General features: G+C 74.3%; 14 protein-coding genes. 10 read left to right on the forward strand and 4 right to left on the reverse strand.

Translation table 11 applies throughout. The features are described from left to right. Position 1: 1 nt before the first annotated feature. Complete coding sequence (locus STRCI_RS04640) at positions 2-1,369, reverse strand: MBL fold metallo-hydrolase (RefSeq protein WP_269657543.1); 1,368 nt, start codon at positions 1,367-1,369, stop codon at positions 2-4. A 123-nt stretch (positions 1,370-1,492) separates the two neighbouring features. On the opposite strand from STRCI_RS04640, the gene STRCI_RS04645 reads away from it, so the two are divergent. The 4 genes from STRCI_RS04645 (at position 1,493) to STRCI_RS04660 (ending at position 4,758) form a co-directional block, all read left to right on the forward strand. Then, positions 1,493-1,888, forward strand: a complete 396-nt coding sequence (locus tag STRCI_RS04645) for a TOBE domain-containing protein (protein ID WP_269657544.1) — start codon at positions 1,493-1,495, stop codon at positions 1,886-1,888. 115 nt (positions 1,889-2,003) lie between these two features. Beyond that, a complete protein-coding gene (gene modA / locus STRCI_RS04650) occupies positions 2,004-2,852 on the forward strand; it encodes a molybdate ABC transporter substrate-binding protein (RefSeq protein WP_269664484.1) in 849 nt (282 codons plus the stop codon). Further along, positions 2,849-3,685, forward strand: a complete 837-nt coding sequence (modB, locus tag STRCI_RS04655; protein ID WP_269657545.1) for a molybdate ABC transporter permease subunit — start codon at positions 2,849-2,851, stop codon at positions 3,683-3,685. The genes modA and modB overlap by 4 nt, the downstream gene beginning before the upstream one ends. After that, positions 3,682-4,758, forward strand: a complete 1,077-nt coding sequence (locus STRCI_RS04660) for an ABC transporter ATP-binding protein (protein ID WP_269657546.1) — start codon at positions 3,682-3,684, stop codon at positions 4,756-4,758. The genes modB and STRCI_RS04660 overlap by 4 nt, the downstream gene beginning before the upstream one ends. 20 nt (positions 4,759-4,778) lie before the next feature. On the opposite strand, the gene STRCI_RS04665 is transcribed toward STRCI_RS04660, so the two are convergent. The 3 genes from STRCI_RS04665 to STRCI_RS04675 are packed head-to-tail and all read right to left on the reverse strand — an operon-like array spanning position 4,779 to position 7,650. Next, a complete protein-coding gene (locus STRCI_RS04665) occupies positions 4,779-5,204 on the reverse strand; it encodes a CBS domain-containing protein (protein ID WP_269657547.1) in 426 nt (141 codons plus the stop codon). A gap of 33 nt (positions 5,205-5,237) precedes the next feature. Continuing rightward, positions 5,238-6,959, reverse strand: coding sequence for a DNA polymerase/3'-5' exonuclease PolX (polX, locus tag STRCI_RS04670; protein ID WP_269657548.1), 1,722 nt, complete (start codon positions 6,957-6,959; stop codon positions 5,238-5,240). Positions 6,960-6,987: 28 nt separating this feature from the next. Next, the gene (locus STRCI_RS04675) at positions 6,988-7,650 is read right to left on the reverse strand and encodes a dienelactone hydrolase family protein (protein WP_269657549.1); all 663 of its coding nucleotides are present in this window, start codon (positions 7,648-7,650) and stop codon (positions 6,988-6,990) included. A 114-nt stretch (positions 7,651-7,764) separates the two neighbouring features. Here STRCI_RS04675 and STRCI_RS04680 point away from each other — a divergent pair, with 114 nt between their 5' ends. The 6 genes from STRCI_RS04680 (at position 7,765) to STRCI_RS04705 (ending at position 21,203) form a co-directional block, all read left to right on the forward strand. Continuing rightward, positions 7,765-8,856, forward strand: a complete 1,092-nt coding sequence (locus STRCI_RS04680) for a CapA family protein (RefSeq protein WP_269657550.1) — start codon at positions 7,765-7,767, stop codon at positions 8,854-8,856. 96 nt (positions 8,857-8,952) lie between these two features. Beyond that, positions 8,953-9,807 (forward strand): DUF4132 domain-containing protein, encoded by an 855-nt coding sequence (locus STRCI_RS04685; protein WP_269657551.1) that lies wholly within the window; start codon positions 8,953-8,955, stop codon positions 9,805-9,807. Further along, complete coding sequence (locus STRCI_RS04690) at positions 9,804-14,774, forward strand: hypothetical protein (protein WP_269657552.1); 4,971 nt, start codon at positions 9,804-9,806, stop codon at positions 14,772-14,774. The genes STRCI_RS04685 and STRCI_RS04690 overlap by 4 nt, the downstream gene beginning before the upstream one ends. A 50-nt stretch (positions 14,775-14,824) precedes the next feature. Then, positions 14,825-15,985 (forward strand): ATP-binding protein, encoded by a 1,161-nt coding sequence (locus STRCI_RS04695; protein WP_269657553.1) that lies wholly within the window; start codon positions 14,825-14,827, stop codon positions 15,983-15,985. A gap of 5 nt (positions 15,986-15,990) precedes the next feature. Beyond that, a complete protein-coding gene (locus STRCI_RS04700; RefSeq protein ID WP_269657554.1) occupies positions 15,991-19,473 on the forward strand; it encodes a vWA domain-containing protein in 3,483 nt (1,160 codons plus the stop codon). Beyond that, positions 19,470-21,203, forward strand: a complete 1,734-nt coding sequence (locus STRCI_RS04705; protein WP_269657555.1) for a hypothetical protein — start codon at positions 19,470-19,472, stop codon at positions 21,201-21,203. The genes STRCI_RS04700 and STRCI_RS04705 overlap by 4 nt, the downstream gene beginning before the upstream one ends. The last annotated feature ends 23 nt before the right edge of the window (positions 21,204-21,226 follow it).

A 21,226-nucleotide genomic window follows, 5' to 3' on the forward strand; every position in this document is an offset into this window, starting at 1 on the left:
GTCAGCCACCCCGGACGACGAGACCGGCGCGCTCCGCGGAGTCGAACGAGTCGTCCACCGCGACGACGTCCCGCCCGGCCGCGTCGAGCAGGGACGCGGCGATGGCGGCCCGCATCCCGCCCGCGCAGTGCACCCAGACCTGGCCCTCGGGGACCTCGTCGATCCGGCGGTGCAGGGTGTGCAGGGGGATGTGGAGCGAGCCGTCGATGTGTCCGCCGGAGCGTTCGGAGTCGCGCCGCACATCGAGTACGACGACACCCCCGGCCGGGATCCGGCCCGCGAGGTCGGCGAAATCGGCCCGGGGGAAGGCGGCCGGGGTCCCGTCCGCGCCGACCCAGTCGGCGGGTCCGCCGGTGGCCGCCGCGGCGGGCCGGTCGATGCCGACGCGCACCAGTTCGCGCTGGGCGTCGGCGAGTTGCTCCGCCGACTCGGCGAGCAGGGTCACCGGCTTGCCCCAGGGGATCAGCCAGGCGAGATAGGTGGCGAGCTGTCCGCCCGCCTCGAAGTTGAACGAGCCCGCGACATGGCCCTCGGCGAACGCGACCCGGCTGCGCAGGTCCACCACCCACTCCCCCGCGGCCAGCCGGGCGGCGATCTCCTCGGCGTCGGCCACGGCAGGCGGGGTGAGGTCGACCTGCCGCGGCCCGTCGGCGTTGAGGGGGCCCATGTGGGTGTAGTAGGCGGGGATGTCGTCGAGACCGGCCAGCAGATCGGCGACGAAGGTGTCGACGTCCCGGGTCAGCGCGTCGTTCTGCGCCTTCTCCTTGCCGATCGTGGTGGCGTCGCCCGCCGCCTGGGCCGAGGAGCAGAAGCTGCCGAAGCCGTGGGTGGGCAGCACCGGGGTCTCGTCGGGGAGTTCGGCGGCCAGCCGGTTCGCCGAGGCGTGCTGGGCGCGGGCCAGCTCCTCGGTCAGGCGCGGTTCGACCAGGTCGGGGCGGCCGACGGTGCCGATGAGCAGGGAGCCGCCGGTGAAGGCGGCGAGCGCGGTGCCGTGCTCCTCCAGGACGTAGGAGGTGTGGTGCGGGGTGTGGCCGGGCGTCGCCAGGGCGCGCAGGGCGAGGCCCGCGTCGGCGTCGACGACCGCGCGGTCCCCGTCGTGCACGGGGGTCCGGGCGAAGGAGACCCGGGCGTCGGCGGGCACCAGGTAGGTGGCGCCGGTCAGCCGGGCGAGTTCCAGACCGCCGGAGACGTAGTCGTTGTGCAGGTGCGTCTCGACGACGTGCGTGATGCGCACGTTCCGCCGCGCGGCCGCCGCCAGCACCTGGTCCACGTCGCGCGGCGGGTCGACCGCCACGGCCGTCCGCTCACCGCCCGCCAGATAGCCGCGGTTGCCGAGTCCTGCCACGTCGACGGTGTCGATGAAGAACACGTCGGGCGCTCCTTTCCGGTCGAATAATTACCCCCTGGGGTATACATCGAATGTAGCACGGGTACCCCTGGGGGTATTTTTCGGAGCCTGGGCGGGCGCATGGCGGCGTCTATCGTGATCGGCATGCAGTCCTACACAATCGGCCAGGCCGCACGGCTCCTCGGGGTAAGTCCGGACACCGCACGGCGATGGGCGGACGCCGGACGCGTGGCGACACGCCGGGACGAGACCGGGCGACGGCTCGTCGACGGGAAGGATCTGGCCGCGTTCTCCGTGGAGCTGGCCAAGAGTGGCGGGGTCGAGGGGGACACCTCGTACACGTCCGTCCGCAACGCCTTCCCCGGCATCGTGACCGCGATCAAGCTCGGCGACGTGGCGGCCCAGGTGGAGATCCAGGCCGGCCCGCACCGGCTGGTGTCCCTGCTGACCAGGGAGGCCGTGGAGGAGCTGGGCCTGGAGGTCGGCATGGAGGCGACGGCCCGGGTGAAGTCGACAAACGTACACATCGACCGCACCTGAGGCCTCAGAGGAACGCACATGCCAGGCCGTACGGTCACAGTTCTGGCTCATGCGAAGCCACAGGAGACTTCCCCCTCGCATCTGCGGCATGATCGAGCCATCAGAACCGCAGATGATGAGGACCAGAGGGAGTACAACCGTGTCGACCCGTACCGTGAGCCGGACCCGCCGCCCCGTGCGAGTGGCCGCTCTGGGAGCCGCCACCCTGCTGGCCTTGAGCGCCTGCTCCTCGTCCGACGACTCCTCGTCGGCGGCGTCCGACTCCTCCGCCTCCGACAAGGGCAAGCTCTCCGGCACGGTGACCGTGTTCGCCGCCGCCTCCTTGAAGGAGAGCTTCGAGAAGCTGGGCAAGCAGTTCGAGCAGGAGAACCCGGGCACGAAGGTCGTCTTCAGCTTCGGTGGCAGCGACTCGCTGGCCGCGAGCATCACCGGGGGCGCCCCGGCGGATGTCTTCGCCTCCGCCAGCCCCAAGACGATGAAGATCGTCACGGATGCCGGGGACGCCTCGGGGACGCCCGCGACGTTCGTACGCAACCAGCTGGAGATCGCCACCCTGCCGGGCAACCCGGACGAGATCGCCTCCCTGAAGGACCTCACGAAGTCCTCCCTGAAGGTCGTGCTCTGCGACGAGGAAGTGCCCTGCGGCGCCGCCGCGCAGAAGGCCCTGGAAGCCAGTGACCTCAAGCTCACGCCGGTCTCCTACGAGCAGGACGTCAAGGCCGCGCTGACCAAGGTCGAGCTCAAGGAGGCGGACGCCGCGGTCGTCTACAAGACCGATGTGAAGGCCGCCGGTGACAAGGTGGAGGGCGTGGACTTCCCCGAGTCGGCCGACGCCATCAACGACTACCCGATCGCCCTGCTCAAGGACGCGCAGAACACCGACGCCGCCAAGGCGTTCATCACCCTCGTCCAGTCCGCGGAAGGGCAGCGAGTCCTGACCGAGGCCGGATTCCTCAAGCCGTGACCCCGATCGACAAGGCCGACACCCTCGGAGCCGGGCCGCGGCGTCGGCACGTCCGGAGCGGCATCCCGCTGCCCCTGATGGTCCCCGCGCTGCTGGGCCTGGCGTTCCTGGTCGTGCCGCTGATCGCGCTGCTCGTCCGGACCCCCTGGCACAGCCTGCCCGAGCAGCTGACCAGCGCCGAGGTGTGGCAGGCGCTCCAGCTCTCCCTGGTGTGCGCCACCGCCGCGACCGCGGTGAGCCTGGTCCTCGGCGTACCGCTGGCCTGGCTGCTGGCGAGGGTCGAGTTCCCCGGCCGGGGCCTGGTCCGCGCCCTGGTCACCCTCCCCCTCGTCCTCCCTCCGGTGGTGGGCGGTGTCGCCCTGCTGATGGCCCTGGGCCGCAACGGCGTCGTCGGCCAGTGGCTGGACTCCTGGTTCGGCATCACGCTGCCGTTCACCACGGCGGGAGTCGTGGTCGCGGAGGCGTTCGTGGCGATGCCGTTCCTCGTCATCAGTGTCGAGGGCACCCTGCGCGCCGCCGACCCGCGCTTCGAGGAGGCCGCGGCCACTCTGGGCGCCTCCCGCTTCACCGCGTTCCGCCGGGTCACGCTGCCCCTGATCGCACCCGGCATCGCGGCCGGTGCCGTCCTGGCGTGGGCGCGGGCGCTGGGCGAGTTCGGCGCGACGATCACCTTCGCGGGCAACTTCCCGGGCCGCACCCAGACCATGCCGCTGGCCGTGTACCTGGCCCTGCAGAGCGACCCGGAGGCGGCGATCGCGCTGAGCCTGGTCCTGCTCGCCGTGTCCATCGCGGTCCTGGCCGGGCTGCGCGACCGCTGGATGACCGCCTCATGACCAAGACCCCCGACGTCCCCGTCGGCACCGCCCCGGACGGGCTCGACGCCCGCCTGGTGGTGGACCACGGCGCGTTCCGCCTCGACGTGGCCCTGCGCGTCGCCGCGGGCGAAGTGGTCGCGCTGCTCGGCCCGAACGGCGCCGGAAAGTCCACCGCCCTGCGGGCCCTGGCCGGACTGACCCCGCTCACCGACGGCCATCTGCGGCTCGACGGCACGGAGCTGGACCGTACGCCGCCCGAGTCCCGCCCGGTCGGAGTGGTGTTCCAGGACTATCTGCTCTTCCCGCACCTGACGGCCCTCGACAACGTGGCCTTCGGGCCCCGCTGCCAAGGCGCGTCCAAGGCCGGGTCCCGGGCGCTGGCCGCCCGGTGGCTGGACCGTATGGGCCTCGCCGATCACGCCGGCGCCAAGCCCCGCAAGCTCTCCGGCGGCCAGGCCCAGCGCGTGGCGCTGGCCCGCGCCCTGGCCACGAACCCCCGACTGCTCCTGCTCGACGAGCCCCTCGCCGCCCTGGACGCCCGCACCCGGCTGGAAGTCCGCGCCCAACTCCGCCGCCACCTGGACGAGTTCGAGGCGGTCGCGGTGCTGGTCACGCACGATCCGCTGGACGCCATGGTGCTGGCCGACCGGCTGGTGGTCGTCGAGCACGGACGGGTCGTCCAGGAGGGCGCGCCGTCCCACATCGCCCGTCACCCGCGGACCGACTACATCGCCCAGCTGGTCGGCCTGAACCTCTACCGGGGCGAGGCCGACGGCCACACCGTCCGCCTCACCACCGGCCCGTCCCTCACCACCACGGAGCTGCTGTCCGGTCCGGCCTTCGTGGCCTTCCCGCCGAGCGCGGTCACCCTGCACCGCGACCGGCCGACCGGCTCCAGCGCCCGCAACCTCTGGCGCTGCGAGGTGGCCGGCCTGGAGACCCACGGCGATCAGATCCGCGCCGCGCTCACCGGCGAACTCCCCCTCGCCGCGGACCTGACCACGGTCGCCGCCGCCGAACTCGACCTGCACCCGGGCGCCACGGTCTGGGCGACGGTGAAGGCGGCCGAGACCCACGCGTACCCCGCCTGAGCGGCCACGCGGCGGCGCCGTCAGTGGGTCGGTCGGGCCCGGCTGATCTCGGCGAGCGGGGTGTCCGGGTCCTCGGTGACGGCGAGGTCGCCGAGGCTGACCATGCCGACGGGGCAGCCACCGCGCTCCACCACCGGCAGCCGCCGTACCGCGTACTGGCGCATCAGCTCGATCGCGCGGTCGGTGGTGTCGTCGGGGGTCACGGTGACGACCGGCGGTCTGCTGCACACCGAGCCGACGGCCGCGGTGTGCGGGTCGGCCCCCTCGGCGACGGCCCGGACCACGATGTCCCGGTCCGTGAGCACACCGAAGAGGTCGCAGTCGTAGGCCACGAGCACATCTCCGACGTTCTGCTCGCTCATCACGCGGGCCGCCTTCTCCACCGTGGTCATCGGCTCCACGGCCACCGCTCCGGGCGACATCACGTCACGTATCCGATGAGTCATGGGGGCACCTCCCGTCCGTATCGGCCTGTCCGGCTACGCCCTCCCCTTGCGCAGGAAGCGCTTGAGCCGGGTCAGGGTCCAGGTGTTGATCACGTCGTCCTTGGTCAGCCAGCCGCGCTGGGCCGTCGCCACGCCGTAGCGCATATGGGCCAGGTGGGGTACGGCGTGGGCGTCGCTGTCGATCGCGAACCGCACCCCGTGCCGCCTGGCTCGCAGGATGTGCTCGTCGCCGAGGTCGAGCCGGTCCGGGTGGGCGTTGATCTCCAGGGCGGTGCCGGTGCGGGCGCAGGCGGCGAAGACCTCGTCGAGGTCGGCGTCGATGCCGGGCCGCTTGCCGATCAGCCGGGTCGTGGGGTGGCCGATGATGTTGACGTAGGGGTTCTCGCAGGCCCGTACGAGCCGCCGGGTGAGGGTCTCCCGGTCCTGGGTGAAGTGCGAGTGCACCGAGGCCACGCACAGGTCGAAGTCGGCGAGGAAGTCGTCGGGCCAGTCGACGCCGCCGTCCGGGCCGATGTTCAGCTCGACCCCGTGCAGCAGGCGCATCCCGCGCGAGGGTTTGAGTGCCCGCACCTGCTCGCGCTGGGCCAGCATTCTCTCGTCGGTCATGCGCTGCATGTACAGGTCGGGGGCGTGGTCGGTGATCGCGTAGTAGGCGTAGCCGCGCTCGGTGGCGGCGGCGACCATGTCCTCCAGGGCGGCGAGACCGTCCGTGAGGTCGGTGTGCGTGTGCAGATCGCCGCGCAGGTCCGCCTCCGTGACCGGCTCGGGCAGCCCGCCGTCCAGCCCGGCCTCGATCTCCCCGCGGTCCTCGCGCAGCGTGGGCGCGATCCAGGGCAGCCCGAGCCGCGCGTAGACGTCCTCCTCGGTGCGGGAGACGATCTTCTTTCCGCTCTCGGCGTCGAACAGGCCGTACTCGGAGAGCTTCAGCTTCTGGTGGACGGCCCGTTCGCGGATCTTGATGTTGTGCGCCTTGGACCCGGTGAAGTACAGCATCGCGGCGCCCCAGGAGTCCTTCGGGACGACGCGCAGGTCGACGGAGAGCCCCCGGTCGGTGCGCACGGACGTCTTCTTCTCGCCGCTGCCGATCACCTCGGTGACGTACGGCAGTTCGGTGAACGCCTTCGTCACCGGGCCCGAGGTGCGGGCCGCTACCAGGACGTCGATGTCGCCGATGGTCTCCCGGCCGCGGCGCAGCGACCCCGCGTAGGCGCACCGCTGCACGCCGCCGACCTCGGACAGCGCGGCGACGACCTCCTCGGCCAGTTCGGCGGCGACGTCGATGTGGACCCGGCCTCCGGCGGACCGCAGCAGGTCGATGCCGTGCAGCAGGTTCTCCTCGGTGCGCGGCCCGAAGCCCTTCAGATCGCGCAGCCGCTCCTCGTGGATGGCGTCGGCCAGCTCGTCGACGGAGGAGATGCCGAGCTCCTCGTAGAGCATCAGGGCCTTCCGGGGCCCGAGGGAGGGGATCGCCGTCAGCCGACGCACTCCGGCCGGGATCCTGGCCCGCAGCTCCTCCACGGCGGCGACACCGCCACTGGCCAGGTACTCCTCGACCTTCTCGGCGATCGACCTGCCGACTCCGGGGATCTCCTTGAGGCCTTTGGCGTCGAGGGTGGAGACATCGGTGTGGTGGCCGCCGATCGCGCGGGCGGCCTTCTCGTAGACACGCGCCCTGAACGCGTCTCCTCCGGTGATCGAGATGAGGTCCGCGTACTCCCGGAAGAGCGCGGCGATCTCGTCGTTGGCACGAGCCACATGTTCAGGGTAGGCACGCGGGGCGGTTTCAATCCCCCGAGGCGGCCCGGACATGGTCCGCGCACCACTGCCGGGCCGCGTCGGCGACGTCGTCGAGGGCGCCGGGCTCCTCGAAGAGGTGGGTGGCCCCGGGCACGACATGCATGGTGCAGGGCACCCGCAGCCGCAGCGCCGCGTCCTCGTTGAGCCGCATCACCTCCCGGTCCCGCCCGCCCACGATCAGCAGCACCGGCGCCCGTACGGCCTCCAGGGCGTCCCCGGCCAGATCGGGCCGACCGCCCCGGGAGACCACGGTGAGCACCCGCGCGGGACGCTCGGCTGCGGCCACCAGCGCGGCGGCCGCACCGGTGCTGGCGCCGAACAGGGCGACGAGCAGGTCCGCGGTGGCGTCCCGCTCCGCCAGCCAGTCGATGGCGGCCACCAGCCGCCCGCCCAGCAGCCCGATGTCGAAGCGGTGCTCACGGGTGACCGCGTCCTCGCGTTCCTCCTCCTCGGTGAGCAGGTCCATCAGCAGTGTGCCGAGACCGGCGGTGCGCAGGGCCGCGGCGACCTGGCGGTTGCGGGGGCTGTGCCGGGAGCTGCCGCTGCCGTGCGCGAACAGCACCACGGCCCGCGCCGACGGGGGCACGACCAGATCACCGGCCAGGTCGGCACCCGGGCCCGCGGGCACGACGACCGAGTGGGAGTTCATCAGCATCGCCTGCTTCCCACGATCGCTTGCTTCCCGCTGCTTCCCGGCTTCCCGCGATCGCTGCGCTCCCCGAGTTCCTCCGATCCCGCGCGGTAACCGGCCTACCGTGGAGTTGTGGGCGACGGTGTCGTGACGCTGTTCCTGTGCGGCGATGTGATGCTCGGGCGTGGCGTCGACCAGATCCTCGCGCACCCCGGCGATCCGGCCCTGCGCGAGCCGTATGTGACGGACGCCCGCGACTACGTCCGCCTCGCGGAGTCGGTGAACGGCCCGGTCCCGGCCCCGGTGCCGCCGACGTGGCCGTGGGGCGAGGCGCTGCGCGCGCTCGACGCGAGCGCGCCGGACGCGCGGATCGTGAACCTGGAGACCGCGGTGACCGACGACGGCGCCTTCGCACCCGGCAAGGAGATCCACTACCGGATGCATCCTGGCAACCTCCCCGCGCTGTCCGCGGCCCGCCCCGACGTGTGCGTCCTCGCCAACAACCACGTCCTGGACTTCGGCCCCGCCGGTCTGACGCAGACCCTCGCTTCCCTGTCCCGCGCGGGGCTGCGCACGGCGGGCGCGGGACGGGACGCGGACGAGGCGCACGCACCGGCGGCGGTCGCGCTGGGTGGCGGGGGCCGGGTGCTGGTGTTCGGCCTGGGCCTGGAGTCCAGCGGGATCCCTTCGTCGTGGGCGGCGACCGAGGACCGCCCGGGCGTCGCGTACCTGCCCGCTCCGGTCCCGGACACCGTCCTGGAGCGCGTACGGCGGTTCCGGCGCCCCGGTGACCTCGTGGTGGTCTCGGTGCACTGGGGCTCCAACTGGGGCTACCGCGTCCCCCGGGACCAAGTCGGCTTCGCGCACGCCCTGGTGGACGGCGGTGTCGACGTCGTCCACGGACACTCCTCGCACCATCCGCGCCCGGTGGAGGTGTACCGCGACCGGCTGATCCTGTACGGCTGCGGCGACTTCGTCGACGACTACGAGGGAATCTCCGGATACCAGGAGTACCGCGACGAGTTGCGGCTGATGTTCCTCGTCTCGGTGGCGGCGGACAGCGGGCGGCTGACGGGGCTTCGGATGGTGCCGTTGCGGGCCCGGCGGATGCGTCTTGAGCGGGCCGGGGCGGCGGACCGGGAGTGGCTGCGGGAGACGGTCGGGCGGATCAGCGCCGGAGTGCGGATCGAGACGGCCGACGATGGTTCCCTGACGCTCACTTGAGCGGCTGCCACGCAGGTCAGGTACCCCGGCGGCGCGTTGTCAGTGGTCTCCCCTAGAGTTCCCGTCACTTGATCGACGAAGTGCGGGGAGGCACCTGTGGGGTGGGTGACGGCGGGCGACTACGAGGTCGCGCTGGACGCGGGGAAGGTCGTGTGCCGCAACGCGGCCGGGCGGCGGCTGAAGTCGGTACCGGCCAAACTCGCGGACGATCCCGCGGTGGTGGAGCTGCGTCAGCTCGCCGAGTGGCTTCAGCGGCACGAACGGCAGTGCCTGACCGACGTGGAGCGGTGGATGGTGCGCTCCCTCGCGGTGCCGCTCCCGGTCATCGCCCGGGTGTGGCCGGACCCGGCCTGGCAGGCGGCCCTGCGCGACCTGGTCGTCAGCGGACCGGACGGCGAGGTCGCCGGGTTCCTGCGGGACGCCGACGTCGACCGCGGCCTCGGTCTCGTCGACCTGGACGGCGACACCGTGCGCATCAGCCCCGAACTCGTGCGCCTCCCGCACCCGGTGCTCCTGGAGGACCTGGAGGAGCTGCGGGAGTTCGCCGTCGAACTCGGCGTCGAGCAGCGCGCCCAGCAGCTCTTCCGCGAGGTGTGGCACCGCCCGGAGAACCTCGACACCGAGTCCCGGTCCGTCGAGGAGTACGCGGGCGGGGTGTTCAAGGAGCTGCGGTTCCTGGCCGGCCGGGCCACCCAGCTCGGCTACCGCGTCCGCGGCGGCGACGCCGTCTGCTCGCTGCGCGAGGACGGCCGCGCGATCGAGGCCCGGGTCTGGATCGGCGACTACGAGACCTATATGGAGACCGAGACCGGCCCGCTCACCTGGACGGACAGTGCCGGAAAGGCGCTGAGGCTCGGTCAGGTCGGGCCGGTGGCCTGGTCGGAGGGCATGCGCATGGCGGCCGCGCTGTACGCGGGACGCGACATCGAGGACGAGGAGAAGGCCGCATGAGCACGTACGACGAGACCACCGCGGCCGCGCTGCTGGAGGCGGGCGCCGTCCTTCCGCCGGGCAGCACCGACCGCGAGGACGCCGACACCCTCACCGTCCGCACCTATACCCACCCCGCCCTGGACGACCGGCGCGTCGTCCGGCTGGTGCCGGGCACACTGGGCGAGGCGGAGGATCTCGCCCTGGAGTTCCTGGGCCTGGCCCGCGAGCCTCGGACGCCCGAGGTCGGGCAGGTGCGCCGCGAGACACTCGGCTTCCCCGCCTGGGCGCTGGTCTACGACCCGGCCAACGGCCACCACGCGCTGGCCCTGGTCAAGGACGTCGAGCGGCTCGCCCGGCAGGCCAAGTCCCGGCCAGGCACCGCCAAGGACGGCTTCGAGGCACTGGGCGAGCGGCTCGGCCGGGCCGTCCCGCACTTCCTGCCGACGTTCTACGAGCAGGCCGCGCGGATCTTCCTCCAGCACGAGAACACGACGTACGCGGCGGCCTTCTTCGGCAAGGCGCGCGAGGCCGAGCGGGTGCACGCGCTGGCCGTGGACGAGGACCGGCAGCGCGCGGTGTTCCTGGAGTTCGCCTTCGCCGGGGCGCTGACGGTCAAGGCGCTCAAGGAGCATGTGAAGGATCTGGCCCGGCGGCTCGACCCCGGCGAGGCGTGGGCGCAGTACCGGCAGCTGACCGTGGAGCGCTGCGCGGCGGGCATGCCGCCGTACGCCTCGCTGCCGCAGGACGCCCGGAGCCTGATCAAGGCGGCCGGACTGGCCCGGGTGACGGAGGAGTGCGCCCTGGTCGCCGACCTGATCGCCTCCCCGGCCGCGGTGCGCGCTCCGGCCTCCTTCTGGAACACCTACCGCGCCACGCTGACCGTGCTCGCCAAGGAGCGCCCGCAGGCGCGGGTCCGGCTGCTGGAGATCATGCCGGGCGGTCTGGGCAGGTCCGTCGAGGACGACGAGTTCTGGCTCGGGATCCTCGCGGAGACGAGCGCCGACCGGCTGCTGACCGGCGAGGACGCGGGCGAGGTGGACCCGGCGGAGTGGCTCGGCCGGTGGGCGACCTACCGCAAGCACGGCTCCGCCGTCTCCGGACGGTCCCCCGCCACGCTCGCGCTGGCCGAGCGGATGGCTCCGCGGCTGCGTGCCGAGGGGCGGGCGGTCGATCTGTTCACCGGCCGCTGGCACGCGGGCGCCGACCTGGATCTGCTCGACCTGTGCGCGGCGGAGGGCGTCCCGCTGTCGGTGCCCGAGGTGGACACCCCCGTCCACGTGGCACTCGACCGCTGGCTGCGCGACGAGCGCCCCGGCCGCCGTGACCTGGTGGCCACCGCCGCCGACCCACGGCTGCGGCGCCTGCTCTACGAGGCGCTGGGCACCCTCGGCCGGGACCGTGGCTCCGACAAGCTGCTGGAGTCGGTCGCCGCGCACCCGGTGCTGGGCGAGGTGCTGCGGGATTGGATCGCCGACCGGGCCGACGAGTTCACCCGGGCGACCGGGCTGCCCGGCGCGCGGGAGGCGCTGGACCGGCTGCGGACCTTCCAGTCGGTGGCCAGGCTGGTCGAACCCGAGGCCGTGGCCCTGGTCGCCGCCCATGAGGTCGCGCCGCTGCTGGGCCGTACGCTGCGCGCGGGCATCATCGACGAGCTGGGCTGGCCCGCCCTCGACGAGGCGCTCCGGCTGCTCGACTCCGAGATCCGCCCCAAGAGCCACCTCAACGACCTGATGGTCAGCGAGGCATGGCCCGCGCTGATCCTGTCACGGGGGCACAAGGCGGTCGTCGTCGGCCCGCAGGAGGTGCTGCTCGAACACGAACTGCGCCTGCCCGTCGAGCTGGACCGCTGGAGCCGCCCCCAGTTCCGTTACACCGACGGCGAGTTGCTGGTGATGTGGCGGCAGGACGCAAAGCAGTGCGGCTACTGGTCGGCGCGGCCGTCGGAGGTGTTCACGCTCACCGGCGAGCAGCTCGGCTACTACCACGGCCACAACCTCGCCTCCCCGTCGATCCCGCTACCCGGCGGCGGCCGGGCCACCGGTGGCCGCACCCTGCACGCGGGTGACACCGTGCTGCCCCCGAACCGCCCGGTCCTCAGCGACGGCATCACCTGCTGGCGCCAGGGCCACCAGGGGCGGCAGCAGCTGTGGCTGGAGTACGACCCGGCCACCGGCACGCACAGCCGTGCCTCGCTGCCCGCCTTCCTGCGGTCCGGCATCCACGAGGACGCCACCCTCGACCAGCACCAGTGCGAGGTGCTGCCCCTGCAACCCGGCCTGGAGCACAGCCCGTTCGGCACCGACGGCACAGTCCTCGGACGCTGGGTGCGCACCGGGACGGAGGACGGCGAGAGGCTGACGACCGTCGGCACTCCGGACGGCCGTACGGTCACCCTGCGCCGGACGGTGGGCATTCCGCTGGGTTCGCTGCGGCTGCCCGGGGGCGCCGAGCCGGTCGTCGCGCGGGACGGCTCGCGCATCGCCCTGTTCGCGGCCGAGGACACCTCCGCGGGCGGCATGCTCGGCCAGGTGACCCTGGGTGAGCGGGGCCATCGGTTCGCTGCGGGCAGCCGGTACGTACCACCGGTGGCCTTCTGGCACGCCCTGCGTCCTCGTGACGAGAAGGGCTCGGCCGTGCTGCGCGGCCTGGGCGACGAGCGGGCGGCGGCACTGCTGCGGGCGTCCGCCGCCGCCACGGCGGAATACCGTGCGCAGTTCGCCGCGGCCACGACCCCGGAGGACCGCGCCAAGATCCCCAGCGCCGACGAGTTCGTACTGCGGGCCGTCCGGTCGACCCTGACCGAACTGACCGACGAGCGGCTGCTGATCGGTGTCACCTCCCTGGTGCGGGCGGCCCGCAGCGTCATCGAGTCGGCCATGACCCTCGCGGCGCCCCCGGTCGAGCGGCCACCGGTGAACAAGCGGCGCACGGAGGGCATGTTCGCGGACTACAGCCCCGAGCACGGCGACGACCGCACCCTGCGCGACGCCACCGCCGGCCTGACCAGCATGTGGGGCGGCTGGGGCAGCACGGAGCAGTGGAGCATGCTGCGGCAGATCCGCGCGGCGAACCACGTGCTGTCCGGCCGCCCCGCCGACGGCACGCCACTGTCCACGGACAACACGCGTCCGGCGCCGCTGAGCGACGGCTGGGTCAGCGACGAGTACACGATCCCGCGGATCGGCATGATCTGGCCGGACCTGCTCGGCGTGGTCCGCCCGCTCGCCTACCGGGCCGCGCTGGCGACGGTGCCCACGGCCCAACGGGAGGCGCTGCTCCTGCTGTTCGAGGCGCTCGCCGAAGGCCCCCTCGCCACCGGGGAGGGGGTGCGCGTGGTCGTCCTGGGCGAGCCGACGGAGAAGCAGCAGCGGCTCGGCCAGGTCCTGCGCCGGGACGGCCGTACGGTCGTCGTGCTCGGCTGCCAGAACGTCGACACGGCCCGCGGCCGGACCAACTGGCTCGCGCTGGACCACGATCCGACCGGCGCGTTCGGTGCCGTCGCCCACTTCACCCTGGAGAGCGAGACCCGGCACCCGCAGGCGTTCCCCGCCGACGGGCTCGCCGCCGTGGCCCGGCTGGTCCGGGACAAGGGCGCCGCGCCCTGGCGGCCCGAGGCGGTCGAGGCGTTCGCCGCCGTCACCCGGGGCGGGCTCGGCCCGCTCCAGGCGGGTGTGCTGCTGGCCGGTCTGCCGCACGAACGCGACCCCGAGGCGCTCGCCCTCCTGGGCCTGAAGCCACGGCAGATGGACCAGGCGAAGGGCATGCTCGGCTCGCTCGGGAAGACGGACCGCACGGCGCTGCTCTCGGCGCTGCTGCCCGCCGACCCCGCCGACCTGTGGCGGACCGGCCCGGATCTGGCCGCCGCGGGCACGGTGTGGGCCGAGCGTCTCGGCTCGGTCGTCCGGCTGCCCGAGGAGCTGTCGGCCGACCTCGCGGGGCTGCCCGCCGGGTCCGCCGAGACGGTGCTCAACCCCGGGCGTACCCCCTGGATCAAGGGGACCACGGTGCTGCGCCCCGACAAGGACGGCAACCTGGTCCCGCAGGACCCGGCGGCCGAGCCCGGCCGGCACGACCTGTCGAGTGCGGTCCTGACGCTGGCCTCCCTCGCCTATGCCCTGCCCTACGGCCACCCGCTGCGGGCCGCGCTGCCGGAAGGGCTCGCCGCGCTGCGCCGCCGGATCGCCGACCCGGAACTCCTGCTCCCGCTCGACGTCGAGTGGACGGAGAAGGGCAGCTCGACCGCCGTGGAGCTGCGCAAGGCGTACGGCCTCCCGGAGACCGGCGGGGCCGACGCGCACGGCCGGACCCGGGTGGCCGAGGCTCTGGTGCTGCGGCCGTGGCACCGCGACCTGGAGCAGCCCCTGGTCCGCACGGCCGGCCTCACCGGCCCGGACGACGCCGTACTCGGGCTCCTCGAAGGGCTGGTGGGCCCGCACCGCGGTGCCGGGCTGCGCTCGCTGCGGGCGCTCCTGTCCGACGACCTCGCCCGAGCCGTCGCGGCGGGCACCGACCCCACGGGGCCCGTCGGCCACGCCCAGGACCCCACGGTCAGCGTGCCGGAGCTGGTCAAGGAGGTCGCCGAAGCCCAGGGTCTGAGCGAGGACGCGGCGGCGCTGTACCTCCAGCTGCTCACGCTGCCCGATCCGACGGACCGCAATTGCGCCCGCTGGACCGGCTGGAAGCCCGCCCGGCTGAAGAAGTCCCGCGCCGAACTGGCGGCGACCGACCTGGTCGTCGAGGCGAAGCGGACCCGCGCGGGGCGCACCCTGTTCCTGCCGGGCGCCTGGCGGGACCTGAAGGGCTCCGCGCTGCCGGTGGAGGCGTGGAAGGAGGGCCTGTACCCGATCGGCGAGCATGTGCGGACCGTCCCGCAACGGCCGCTGACCGAACTGTTCGCCCGCGCGTGGGAACGCGTCCGCGGCGGCGACACCCCGGCCTACGAGGAACTCACCACGCGGGCCACCCGGAAGGGACGCCGCCGATGACGACCGCCCCCGCCCCAGCCCCGTCCGACCGACCGGAAGACCCGCAGCCCATGACCACCGCCCTCGCCACCCGCCAGATCGTCCCGCCCGAGGATCTGTACGCCGCCGAACTGGCCTTCCTCGCCGCGTACGACGACGGTCCGCGACCGCCCGCCTGGCGGCTCACGCCCCGTGCCGTCGTCACCTTCGTCATGGGCAGCGGCGGCCGGGCGCTGAAGCTGCCCGACACGGCCGAAGCACCGGACGGGGTGCCGCGGCGGCTGGAGGTGTCGGCGAAGTTCGTCGGCGACCGGGCGCTGGTCGAGCGCTGTGTCGTCACGCTCGCCGGCGAACGCGGACTGCTGCTGGTCGGTGAGCCCGGCACCGCCAAGTCCATGCTGTCGGAGCTGCTGTCGGCGGCGGTGTGCGGTACCAGCGGACTGGTCGTGCAGGGCACCGCGGGCACCACCGAGGACCAGCTCAAGTACGGCTGGAACTACGCCCTGCTACTGGCCCAGGGCCCCAGCCGGCAGGCCCTGGTGCCGTCGCCCGTGCTCACCGCCATGTCCCGGGGCGGCATCGCCCGGGTCGAGGAGGTCACCCGCTGTCTGCCCGAGGTGCAGGACTCGCTGGTCTCGCTGCTCTCCGAGCGGCGGATCGCGGTGCCCGAACTGGCGGGCGGCGAGGACTCGTTGGCGCATGCCGCGCCCGGCTTCAACCTCATCGCCACGGCCAACCTGCGGGACAAGGGCGTCTCGGAGATGTCCGCCGCGCTCAAGCGCCGCTTCAACTTCGAGACGGTCGGCCCGATCGCGGACCTCGACGCCGAGACCGCGCTGGTCCGCAGCCAGGCGCGGGCCTCGGTGGAGCGGGCGGGGGCCGCCTTCCAGGTCGACGACGCGGTGCTGGAGGCGTTGGTGACCGCGTTCCGTGATCTGCGGGAGGGGCGGTCCGCCGAGGGCTGGGAGGTGGAGCGGCCGTCCACGGTGATGAGCACGGCGGAGGCGGTGTCCGTGGCGGGCGCGCTGGGCCTGGCCGCGGCGTACTTCCCGGGCGACCAGGATGTGCTCGGGCTGCTGCCGGGCCATCTGCTCGGCGTGGTCCGCAAGGACGACCCGGCCGACGCGGCCCGCCTGCGCGGCTACTGGGACGGCCCGGTCCGGCGCCGCGCCGAGCAGGGCTCCGCCACCTGGCGCACCCTGTGGGACCTGCGCACGGTCCTGGAGGGCTGACGGCCATGCCCCTCTCCCCCGACGAGGCGATGACCGCCCTCACCGACCCGGCGGCCCCCTACCTCATCGGCGTTCGCCATCACGCCCCGTCCCTGGCCGCCGCCATGTCCGCTCTCCTGGACGCGGCCGAGCCCGATGTGCTGCTCGTCGAACTCCCGGCGGAAATGCAGGAATGGCTGCCGTGGCTGGCCCATGAGGAGACACAGGCACCGGTTGCGCTCGCGGCCGCGCCCACGGGTGGCGACGGGGGTGGTCCGGCGTTCTACCCGTTCGCCGAGTTCTCGCCCGAGCTGGCCGCTGCCCGCTGGGCGGCGCGGCGCGGGGTGCCGGTCGTCGCGTGTGATCTGCCGTTGGCCGACCGGGCGTGGGGTGAGGGGCGGAGCGCGGGCGGGTCGGGGTCAGCCGGTCCCGGTATCGCCGAGGTGCTGCGGGCCCGGCTGACCGGGCGCCCGGGGGACGATCTGTGGGACCGTCTGGTGGAGGCCACCGCTCCGGGCTCCCCGCCGGAGGCGCTGCGCCGGGCCGCTCTGCTCACGGGCTGGGCCCTGCGCGAGGACGCGGCGGCGTCGGTGGGCGTGCCCGAGCTGGATCTGCGGCGCGAGCGGTGGATGCGGGCGCGGCTGGCGGAGGCCACGGCGAAGGGGGAACGGGCGGCGTTGGTCATCGGCGCGTTTCACGCTCCGGCGCTGGTGGCGGCCGAGCCCGATGCCGCCTCGGAGGTCGACTCACCCACAGTGGGCGGGAGTTGGACCACCTCCCTCATCCCCTACACCTACGCCCTGCTCGACGAGCGCTCCGGATACCCGGCCGGCATCCGGGATCCGGAGTGGCAGCACCTGGTGTGGGCGGCGGCCGGGGAGCCGACCGCGCTGGAGGAGGCGCTGACGCGGGCGGCCGTGCGGGTGTGCGCCGAACTGCGCTCGCTCGGGCATCCGTCGGGGCCCGCCGACGCCCGGGAGATCACGCGCCTCGCCGGTGATCTGGCGAGGCTGCGGGGACTGCCCGCCGCGGGGCGTGGTGAGCTGGTCGAGGCCGTTCAGACGGTGCTCGCGCAGGGCGAACCGTACGGCCGGGGGCGGGCGGTGGCGCGGGCGATGGAGCGGGTGCTCGTCGGCACCCGCGTCGGGCGGCCCGCGCCCGGCGCGCCCCGCAGCGGTCTGGCCCCGGCGGTGGAGTCGGAGCTCGCGGAACTGGGCCTGCCGGGACCGGGAGCCGCCGGCGCCGCACGTGAGCTCCGGCTGGATCCGCTCCGTTCGGATCTGGACCGTCGGCGCGAACTGCTGCTGCGCCGCCTGACCGTGTGCCGGGTGCCCTACGCGGAGGCCCAGGAGGTGACCGGTGCGGGCGGCGCCGAGGCGCTGACCTCGCGCTGGGAGGCGCGCTGGACCCCGGCGACGGCGGCGATGCTGACGGCGGCCGGAGTGCGCGGGGTGACCGCGGCCCAGGCCGCCGAGGGAGTGCTGCGCGAGCGGCGCCGGACGGAGCGGGACGAGGGCGGGAGTACGGCCGAGCAGGCACTGCGGGGTCTGCGGGAGTCGGCGGAGTGCGGACTGCCCGCGCTCGCGGACGAACGGCTCGCGGATGTCGCCGAGGTGCTGCCGTACTCCGGCACGCTGCCCGAACTCCTCGACGGACTCGCCCTGTTGGACCGGCTGCGCGCCGGTCACATCCCGGGCCTCGCCGCCGACGAGCACCGTACGGAACGGGCCGTCGCCGTGGCCGAGGCGCTGACGTCCGCCGCGGTGCGCCAGGTGGACGGGCTGACCGGATCCGAGGACCCGGCCGACGCCCATGCCCTGCTCGAACTCGCCCACCGCGCCGATCAGTCGGGCGGTATCCGCCTCACCGACGCGCTCACCCGGCTCGCGGCCGACGGCTCGCCGTTGATGCGGGGCGCCGCCGGGGCGGTACGCGTCCTGCTCGGGCACGAGGCGCCGGACGCCCTGGGCGGCCGTATCGCCTCGTGGGTCGACTCGGCCACCACCGGGGAGTCCCGGTCGGCGCTGACCGCCCGGCTCACGGGCGTGCTGACCGCGGCCGGACCACTGCTGGAGTCGGCGCCGGCCGCGCTGGAGCCGCTGCTCGGCCGGGTGGCGGAGCTGTCGGACCGGGCGTTCCTGGATCGGCTGCCCGCGTTGCGCGGCGGCTTCGACACGCTCAGCCCGGCGGCTCGCGAGCGCCTGCTCGCCGCCGTGGAGGACCGCCTCGGCGCCGGACGAGCGGTGACCGACACCGGCGGCGTCGACCCCGTCGCGCTGGCCACCTGGACACGAGCCGACCTCGCGGCCAGGGCGGACCTGGAGCGGCTCGGGCTGCTGCTGTCACCCCGGGCGGCGGAAACGCGGGAGCCCGAAACCCCGGGACCCGCCACGGACTTGGCGGACCGGCAGCTCTCCCCCGCCGACCGCTGGCGGCTGGTGCTGGGGCGGCGCTCCGATCAACTCCCGCGTTCCGCGGCCGGGTTGGCCACCGCGCTGGACGAGCTGTACGGCTCCGGGCGCGGCGAGGGCAGCCGGGGCGGGCTGCCGGGAGCGGGCGGCGGCCGGGAGGCGCCGTATCCGGGGGTTCGGGAGTGGTCGGAGGAGCTGGCCGCGTTGTTCGGGCCGGGGATCCGGGAGGAGGTGCTGGCCGCCGCGGCGGCGGAGGGCCGTACCGATGTGCTGGCCGAGCTCGATCCGGACCGCGTGCGGCCGTCCGTGGATCTGCTGCGGACCGTGCTGCGGCATGCCGGCGGACTCCCGGAGGCACGGCTGGCCGCGCTGCGGCCCCTCGTACGGCGGCTGGTGGACGCCCTGACCCGGGAGCTGGCCACGCGACTGCGCCCCGCCCTGCACGGCACGGCTCTGCCGCGCCCGAGCCGGCGTCCGGGCGGCGGCCTGGACCTGCCGCGCACCCTGCGCGCCAACCTGGCGACCGCACGACGCGAGCCGGACGGCCGGGTCGTGGTGATCCCGGAGCGACCGGTGTTCCGCACCCGGGCGAAACGGGCCGCCGACTGGCGGCTGATCCTGGTGACGGACGTGTCCGGGTCGATGGAGGCGTCCACGGTCTGGGCCGCGCTCACCGCCTCGGTACTGGCCGGGGTGCCCACGCTGTCCACGCACTTCCTCGCCTTCTCCACCGAGGTCATCGACCTCACCGGTCATGTCGAGGATCCGTTGTCCCTGCTGCTGGAGGTCAGCGTGGGCGGCGGTACGCACATCGCCGCGGGGCTGCGGCACGCGCGTGAACTGGTCACGGTGCCGTCCCGGACGCTCGTGGTGGTGGTCAGCGACTTCGAGGAGGGCTATCCGCTCGGCGGGCTCCTCGGCGAGGTGCGCGCCCTGGTCGGGGCGGGCTGCCATGTGCTGGGCTGCGCGAGTCTCGACGACGCGGGCCGCCCGCGCTATTCCACCGGCGTCGCGGGACAGCTCGTCGCCGCGGGCATGCCGGTGGCCGCCCTCAGTCCGCTCGAACTCGCCCGCTGGGTAGGAGAGAAGATCGCATGAGCCCGGGCCTTCCGCCGGTCGCCCCCGAGGTGACCGCAGAACTGGTCGGAGCGCTGTCGCCCCGGCTGCGCAAACGCCTGGACGCGGGGGTCGCCAAACTGGCGGGCCGCCCGGTCGTCGTGGACGGCGACACCGTACGTCTGGCCGTGGACGACGACACCGACCTCGAACTGCACGCCCCGGGCGGGGTGGTGACCAGTGGGGACGCGATCCGCTGCGGTTGCCTGCTGGCGCCCGACTGTCTGCACCGCGCGGCGGTGGCTTCGATGGCGCCCGTGGCCTCGGCGGCCGATGCCGCCGCACCGGAGGAGGAGCCTGAGGCGGCGGAGCCCGAAGTCCCGGACGCGGACCAGTCGCCGACCCCCGAACAGGTCGACGCCGCCCGCGCCCTGCGCGACGCCGCGGCCGCCATGCTCGATGCCGGTACGGACGGTGCCGGGGCGGTGCTCCAGGCGGAACTGCTCCGCGCCGCGCACACGGCACGCCTCGCGGGGCTGCCCCGGGCCGCCGCCTCGGCGGTCGCCGTGGTCACCGCGCTGCGGGCGGCCCGCGGCGCGGACCCGTCGTACCGGCTCACCGATCTCGTCGCCGGACTGCACGCCGTCCTGGGCGCGGCGCATCGTCTCCCGCGGGCCACGGGCCCGGAGTTGACCGCGCTGCGCGGCAGCGTGCGGCAGCCGTACACGCCGGACGGCTCCCTGCGGCTGTACGGCCTGTTCTCGGAACCCGTCCTCACCGCGACCGGCTACGCGGGCGCCGTGACCTGGACCGCCGACGCCGAGGGCCGCCTGTACACGGTGTCACACGTGGCGCCGGGCGGGGCGAACCGGGCCGTGGGGGCGGCCGAACGCGCCGTACGGATCGGCGATACGGCGCTGTCGCACCGTGAGCTGTCCCGGGCCGGTCTCGCGGTGTCCGGGGCGACCGTCTCGCCGACGGGCCGGCTGGGCGCGGGCAAGGGCGTACGGGCGGTGCGCGCGTCCGGCGCGGCCTGGGACGGCGAGCCGCTGGACCGGCTGTGGGCGGTGCCGGTCGCCGAGCAGGCGGTGCGGGCGCTGGCGGCCGACGGGCCCGGTCTGCTGTTCCTCGACGTCACGCTGATCGGCACGGTCCGTGAGGCGGCGGGCGACTGTCTGCTGGCCGACTGCGGCGGTCTGACGGTCCGTTTCGCCGCGGCCCATGACCATCCGGCGCTGCCCGACCGCGACAACCTCCGGCTGCTCGCCACCGTCCCCGGCACCCGGCTGCGGGTCGTGGCCCGGCTGACCGCCGCGCCGCACGCCCGCGCCCTGCTCCTGGCAACGACCCACCCCACGGACCCCGAGGCCCGACTGGACCTGGGAGTCGACCGCCTCCAGCACGCGGACCTGCCCCGAGGGGGGACAGCCGCACCTGTGCTCGGGCACTCCGCCCCCGACGAGGCGCCCCTGCACCTGCTGCGCCGCCGGGTCCACCAGGCCGCCTCCGGAGGCCGTCGGGTGCTAGCCTTCCCGGGCGGCAGTGCCACCGACGGCCGACGCCTGCGCGCAACGGGCTTTCCCACCGCGGGTGTCCTGCTCGACGAACTGCACGCGGCGGCGGCCGGTCGGACCCGCGACTCCTTCGGCCGGCTGGTCCCGGCCGACCTCGACCGCTTCGGCCGCGCCTGGCTGGCGGCGGCCCACTACACCAGGGAGATCGACCGCTCCCTGTGCGCGGCGGCGTGGGGAGCGGAGCCGACGACGCGCTGATCCCCGCTCGATCGCCGAGGACG

It is taken from the genome of Streptomyces cinnabarinus (assembly GCF_027270315.1).
GTDB classification, from domain to species: domain Bacteria; phylum Actinomycetota; class Actinomycetes; order Streptomycetales; family Streptomycetaceae; genus Streptomyces; species Streptomyces cinnabarinus.

Coding starts and splice junctions, on each gene's coding strand:
- STRCI_RS04705 (WP_269657555.1), top strand. CDS start 19,470: ATGAGCCCGGGCCTTCCGCCGGTCGCCCCCGAGGTGACCGCAGAACTG.
- modA (WP_269664484.1), top strand. CDS start 2,004: ATGAGGACCAGAGGGAGTACAACCGTGTCGACCCGTACCGTGAGCCGG.
- STRCI_RS04690 (WP_269657552.1), top strand. CDS start 9,804: ATGAGCACGTACGACGAGACCACCGCGGCCGCGCTGCTGGAGGCGGGC.
- STRCI_RS04675 (WP_269657549.1), bottom strand. CDS start 7,650: ATGAACTCCCACTCGGTCGTCGTGCCCGCGGGCCCGGGTGCCGACCTG.
- STRCI_RS04700 (WP_269657554.1), top strand. CDS start 15,991: ATGCCCCTCTCCCCCGACGAGGCGATGACCGCCCTCACCGACCCGGCG.
- STRCI_RS04695 (WP_269657553.1), top strand. CDS start 14,825: ATGACCACCGCCCTCGCCACCCGCCAGATCGTCCCGCCCGAGGATCTG.
- STRCI_RS04660 (WP_269657546.1), top strand. CDS start 3,682: ATGACCAAGACCCCCGACGTCCCCGTCGGCACCGCCCCGGACGGGCTC.
- STRCI_RS04665 (WP_269657547.1), bottom strand. CDS start 5,204: ATGACTCATCGGATACGTGACGTGATGTCGCCCGGAGCGGTGGCCGTG.
- STRCI_RS04645 (WP_269657544.1), top strand. CDS start 1,493: ATGCAGTCCTACACAATCGGCCAGGCCGCACGGCTCCTCGGGGTAAGT.